The organism is Nocardia sp. NPDC058518 (assembly GCF_042719655.1).
Lineage (GTDB): Bacteria > Actinomycetota > Actinomycetes > Mycobacteriales > Mycobacteriaceae > Nocardia.
On the sequence record NZ_JBHXNJ010000001.1, the window covers coordinates 963,572 to 968,802 of the forward strand.

Genomic DNA, 5,231 nt, shown 5'->3' on the forward strand with positions numbered 1-5,231 from the left:
TGGGCGCGTGCCCCCCCCCCCCCCCCCACACCACCCCGCCGGCGCCCCCCCCCCCCCCCCGGGGGGGGGGCGCCCCCCCCCCCCCCGGGGGGCCCCCCCCCCCCCCCCACTTATCTCAAGGAGTGACGACGGGGAAACTCGGGTCGGGATCGTCGAGCAGGCCGAACAAACGCTTCAGGACGCCGGGATCACCGCTGTAGTCGAGTCCGTCGAGGCCCTTGCCGGCCAGGACACCGAGCAACTGGGGTTTGGTGAGATTGACGGTGAGGTCGATGTCGGCCTTCGACCGCGGGTCGACGGTGCGGACCAGGACTCCGTTGGACAAGGTGAGGCGCATGACGGTGTCCAGGTCGGTGAAGTGCCATTCGATGCGGAAGGAATCCTCGGCCGCGCGCGGCCCGTTCACCCGGATGGCGATGGTGTCGAAGAGCTGCTCGACCGTCAGCGCGGCGGCCATTCCGCCGCCCGTGTTCATCGGGGTCACCTGGATGCCGTTGCGCAGTTCATTGGCGCCGGTGAGATAGAAGCAGCGCCAGGTGGCGTTCTCGGCGCCCAGACCGAGCTGCTGATAGGTCTGCGCCAGTGCGTCTTTCGCCGCCGGGTGCTGCGGATCGGCGAACACGGCATGCTTGAGCAGTTCCGCCGCGAACCGCAGATCGCCCTTCGCTACGTACTCCTGTGCCTTGGCGACGACCACGTCGATTCCGCCGATGGTCTCCACGTAGCGCTTGGCCTGTTCCGTCGGCGGATGCTGCCACAGCGAGCTCGGGTTGCCGTCGAACCAGCCGAGGTAGCGCTGGTAGATCGCCTTGACGTTGTGGCTCACCGAGCCGTAGTAGCCCTGGGCGCTCCAGGCGTCGGCCAGGCCGGGCGGAAGCTCGATCGCCTCGGCGATCTCGACCCCGGTCATGCCGTTGTTCAGCATCCGTAGCGTCTGATCGTGCAGGTACATGTACAGGTCGCGTTGTACCGACAGGAACGACCGGACGTTGTCGATGCCCCAGGTGGGCCAGTGGTGCGAGGCGAAGGCGACGTCGGAATCGACGACGAACATCTCGATCGACTCGTCGATGTACTGCGACCACACCCGGGGATCGCGCACCAGCGCGCCGCGCAGCGTCAGCAGGTTGTGCAGATTGTGGGTCGCGTTCTCGGCCAGGCAGAGGGCGCGGTGACGCGGGAAGTAGAAGTTCATCTCCGCGGGCGCCTCGGTGCCGGGGGTCATCTGGAACACGATCGGCACACCGTCGACGGTTTCCTGCTGGCCGGTGTGGGTGATGTCGATCGTCGGCGGGATCAGGCCGAAGGTGCCCCGCGAGGTCTGGATGCCCAGTCCGGTGCTGCACTGTCCCTGCGGCCCCGGTGTCATCCCGACCCCGTACATGTACGTGGCACGCCGGGTCATCGCGACGCCCGCGTAGACGTTCTCCGACACTGCCTCGGCCATGAAACCGTGCGGCGCGAGAATCGGCACGTCGCCACGACCATCGGGCAGGACGCCGCCGACACCGCCGAAGTGGTCGGCGTGGGAGTGGGTGTAGATCACGCCGGTGACCGGCCGATCGCCGCGATGTTCGCGATACAGGGCAAGACCGGCCGCGGCACATTCGGCGGAGATCAGCGGATCGATGATGATGACACCGGTGTCGCCCTCGACGATCGTCATGTTGGAGATGTCGAAGCCGCGGATCTGATAGATGCCGTCGACCACCTTGTACAGCCCGTTCTTCACCACCAGCTGGGCCTGCCGGAACAGGCTGGGATTCACCGTGTCGGGGCGGGGGCCGTCCAGGAAGCTGTAGCCGGAGGTGTCGAAGACGACGGTGCCGTCGGCTTTGGCGATCCGCATCGGCGTCAACGTCGCGATGAACCCGCGGTCTGCGTTCTCGAAATCGGTGCGGTCGTCGTAATCCAGCGCCATCGGATCCACTCCTCAGCTCGGCTCGGCCAGTCCCCCGATCGTCGGCTCCGTAATCTCGCGGTGCATCACCCGCTACGGGTGAATTGCGGTCAGGTCAGGTTGGCGATGCCACGGATCGTGAACAGCGCGCCGAAGGCGAGCAGTACGCCGATCGTCATCGCGCGGTTGTTGCGCAACATCCACTCCTTGGCGCTTTCCAGACCCGACTTGGCGCGCTCCCCCAGCGCGAGGAAAATGCCGATCGGCACCAGGAAATCGAGCATCGCCGCCAGCAGGAGCAGCAGCGTGCCGACCAACGCGGCGCCGACGGTGGTCTGGGAGCTGGCGATCACGCTCATGCCCGACATCATGATGAACAGATTCGGGTTGACGACAGCGAGCACCAAACCGGCCACGAATGCCTTTCGCGGACCGGCGGATTCGAGTTCGGTCAGGAGTTTCGGCGCGGGCGCGCCCGGAGCCGGACGGTGCAGGACGACCCGAGCGGCCGCCGCAAGGAACACCAGGCCGACCACCAGACCCGCCCAGTGCGAGACCGTCTTCGACGTCGAGCCGGGGTCGGAGGCGCCACCGAGCAGCGCGGCGACAGCGATCTGGGTGTAGACGAGCAAGAAGGCTCCACCGAAGGTGAGCGCGTTCGCGATGGGGCGCCGCGATTGCAGCAGCAGCACGCATCCGGCGATCGCGGCAGGTGTGACGACGAGCCCGATCATCTCGGGGAGCAGCAGCACAAGCAGTTCACCCATCGGTGCTCCTCGGTGTCTGTGACTGCGGGGGTAGTTCGGCGGCCGCGGCGGCGACCGTCGGGTAGATCCCGATCGGGGTGTCGCCCGCCTCGGCCGAACCCAGTGCTTCGCCGAACTGGGCTACCGAGCGGGCGATGCGAAAATCGATACGCTTGTGGGCCAAGGCATTTCGCAGGTCGAGCAACATCTCCGCGGCGGTGACGTCGAGCGCCGGCGAGGTCTCGGCGTCGAGCACCACCAGGCGGGTCGAGTCCGTGCACAGCTGCTCGATCCGGGTCTTCACGTAGTCGGCGTTGGCGAAGAACAAGCCTGCTTCGACGCGGACCACCAGCAGGTCAGGACGCGAGGCCAATTCGGGGTGGCGGGCCGTATCCACCCACAGGGAGCCCTGTTTCGCGAGGGCGGCCACATGCGGCTGGGAGGTGCGGTAGACCAGCAGCAGTATCGAGACGCCGATACCGATCAGCAGGCCGGGCAGGGTGTCGAACAGCAGCACACCGAACATCGCGGCCATCGCGGCGAGGAAGTCGGCGCGAGCGGCATGGCCGTAGATGCTGCCGAGCAGCTGGTTCCACACCCGATACAGACGGCGCAGGGCGGCGATGTCGACGAGTTCGATGACCGCGGCGATCACCACCGCGGCCAGCGTCGCCTCGGGCAGCTTCTCGAACAGCCCCGTCAGGAACAGCAGGGTGAGCACGGTCAGCACGGCGACGACGAGCCCACTGACCTGGGTCTTCGCGCCCGCACCGCCATTGACCGCGGTCTTGGACAGGCTGCCGTTGACCACCATGCCCGAGCCGAGGCCGGCACCGAGGTTGGCCGCGCCGAGCCCGAGCAGCTCCCGGTTGGGGTCGATGGTGTAACCCGCTTTGGCCGCATAGGTTTTCGCCGCCCCGAGCCCTTCCGCGAAGCCGATCAGCAAGACACCGATCGCGGGGCCGAGCAGGTCGAGGTAGTCGTCGAATCCCACACCGGACGGCAGACCGACCGAGGGCAGACCCGCATCGATGTGGCCGACGATATCGACGCCCTTGTCGTCGAGCCCGAACAGCTGCACCGCGACGATGCCGAGGAGCACGGCCAGCAGCGAGCCGGGCACGAGTGGCAGCCAGCGCTTCAGGCCGAGGACGACCGCGAGACCCAGCAGACCGATCAGCAGTGTGCGCCACTGGGTGTCGCCGAGATTGCGGATCACGCCCCAGGCTTGTTCGAAGAAGTTGCCGTCGTGTTTGTGCACCCCGAACAGCTTGGGCACCTGGCCGATGATGATCGTCAGGGCGAGTCCGACGATGAAGCCCTTCAAGACCGGTTCGGAGATGAACGAGGCGATGAAACCCAGCCGGATCAGCCCGGCCAGCAGGCCGACGATGCCGGTCGCGATGGCCAGCGCTGTCGACATGGCCAGGTAGCGTCCGCCGTCGGCGCCTGCCATCGGGGTGATGATCGCGGCCGAGAGCGCGGCGGTCGCCGACATCGGGCCGACGATCAGGTGCCGCGAACTGCCCGCCAGCGCGTAGAGGACGAGCGCGGGTATTGCCGCGTACAACCCGACGACCGGCGGCACACCGGCGATCGAGGCATAGGCCAGCGCTTCGGGCACCAGGACCGCCCACACGGTGAGGCCCGCGATCACATCGGGGCGCAGCCACGCGCGCTGATAGCCGTGCAGCGATTCGAAGACCGGAAGTGTTCTCACGACGAGCCCTTCTGTCAGAGTCCGCCGATGCCCTTGCCGACCACGACCGCGCCCATCACCAGCAGCACGATCGCCATCACCGCGTGGTTGTTCGCTTGCAGCCACTGCCTGGCGCTGTCGAGGGTCGGCCGCAGTTTGTCGGCGGCCAGCGCGTACCCGAGCACCACGGCGAGCACGGTGACCGAGGCGATCAGCGTGAACACCACGATCGCGACGATGTCACCGCCCGCGCTGAGCCCACCGGACCCGATCGCCACACCCGCGGACACACACAGCAACAGGTTCTTCGGATTCACCCCGGACAGCAACGCGCCCAGACCCGCCGCCTTGACGACCGTGAGCGTGTCGATGGCCTGCATCCAGGCGGGCACCGCAGTGTCCGACCGCGACTGCCACTGTTTGACCGCCAGCAGCACCAGCAGAGCGCCCAAGACGATCTTGATCCAGGACACCACCGCCGAAGGCTCCTTCGCCGCCGAGTCGCCCAGCGACCCGGCGAGCAGCGTCACCACGACGGTCACGACCAGGATCCCGGCGACCCAACCCGCCGCGAACCCTTTCGCCGCACCGCCCGCGTTCTTCGACAAGATCATGAGTATGGCCGCGACGATGGGGATCGGCGAGATCGCCACACCCACCGCCAGCGGAAGCAGATCACCGATGACTGAGCCCATGCGCTCACGCTAAGGAGGGCGAACAGCACCGCGCGTCACACGTTGTGGGTGAAATCGGCCCACTCACACCAACCGGCACCAGCGCCGAAGGAGTTCACCCGCGACGGGCGACGTACGCCGATACGGCGCGGGTGTGAGGTGGAGTAGACACAAAAAAACACCCCCCAAACAAGCCACCCCCACGAAGCAAA

Annotated in this window: 4 protein-coding genes; all 4 read right to left on the reverse strand. The window is 67.2% G+C overall.

What is annotated here, in order from left to right; all coding sequences use genetic code 11:
- Positions 1-115: 115 nt before the first annotated feature.
- The 4 genes from ACFWPX_RS04180 to ACFWPX_RS04195 all read right to left on the reverse strand — a co-directional run bounded on the left by ACFWPX_RS04180 (position 116) and on the right by ACFWPX_RS04195 (position 5,040).
- Entirely contained in the window at positions 116-1,921 is a 1,806-nt protein-coding gene (locus ACFWPX_RS04180; RefSeq protein ID WP_378925901.1) for an alkyl/aryl-sulfatase, read from the reverse strand.
- An 89-nt stretch (positions 1,922-2,010) separates the two neighbouring features.
- Complete coding sequence (locus ACFWPX_RS04185) at positions 2,011-2,667, reverse strand: GAP family protein (RefSeq protein WP_378925903.1); 657 nt, start codon at positions 2,665-2,667, stop codon at positions 2,011-2,013.
- The gene (locus ACFWPX_RS04190; RefSeq protein WP_378925905.1) at positions 2,660-4,366 is read right to left on the reverse strand and encodes a SulP family inorganic anion transporter; all 1,707 of its coding nucleotides are present in this window, start codon (positions 4,364-4,366) and stop codon (positions 2,660-2,662) included. The genes ACFWPX_RS04185 and ACFWPX_RS04190 overlap by 8 nt, the downstream gene beginning before the upstream one ends.
- A gap of 14 nt (positions 4,367-4,380) precedes the next feature.
- Positions 4,381-5,040 carry a GAP family protein gene (locus tag ACFWPX_RS04195; protein ID WP_378925907.1) on the reverse strand — a complete coding sequence of 220 codons (660 nt, stop codon included), beginning with the start codon at positions 5,038-5,040 and terminating at the stop codon, positions 4,381-4,383.
- Positions 5,041-5,231 lie beyond the last annotated feature (191 nt).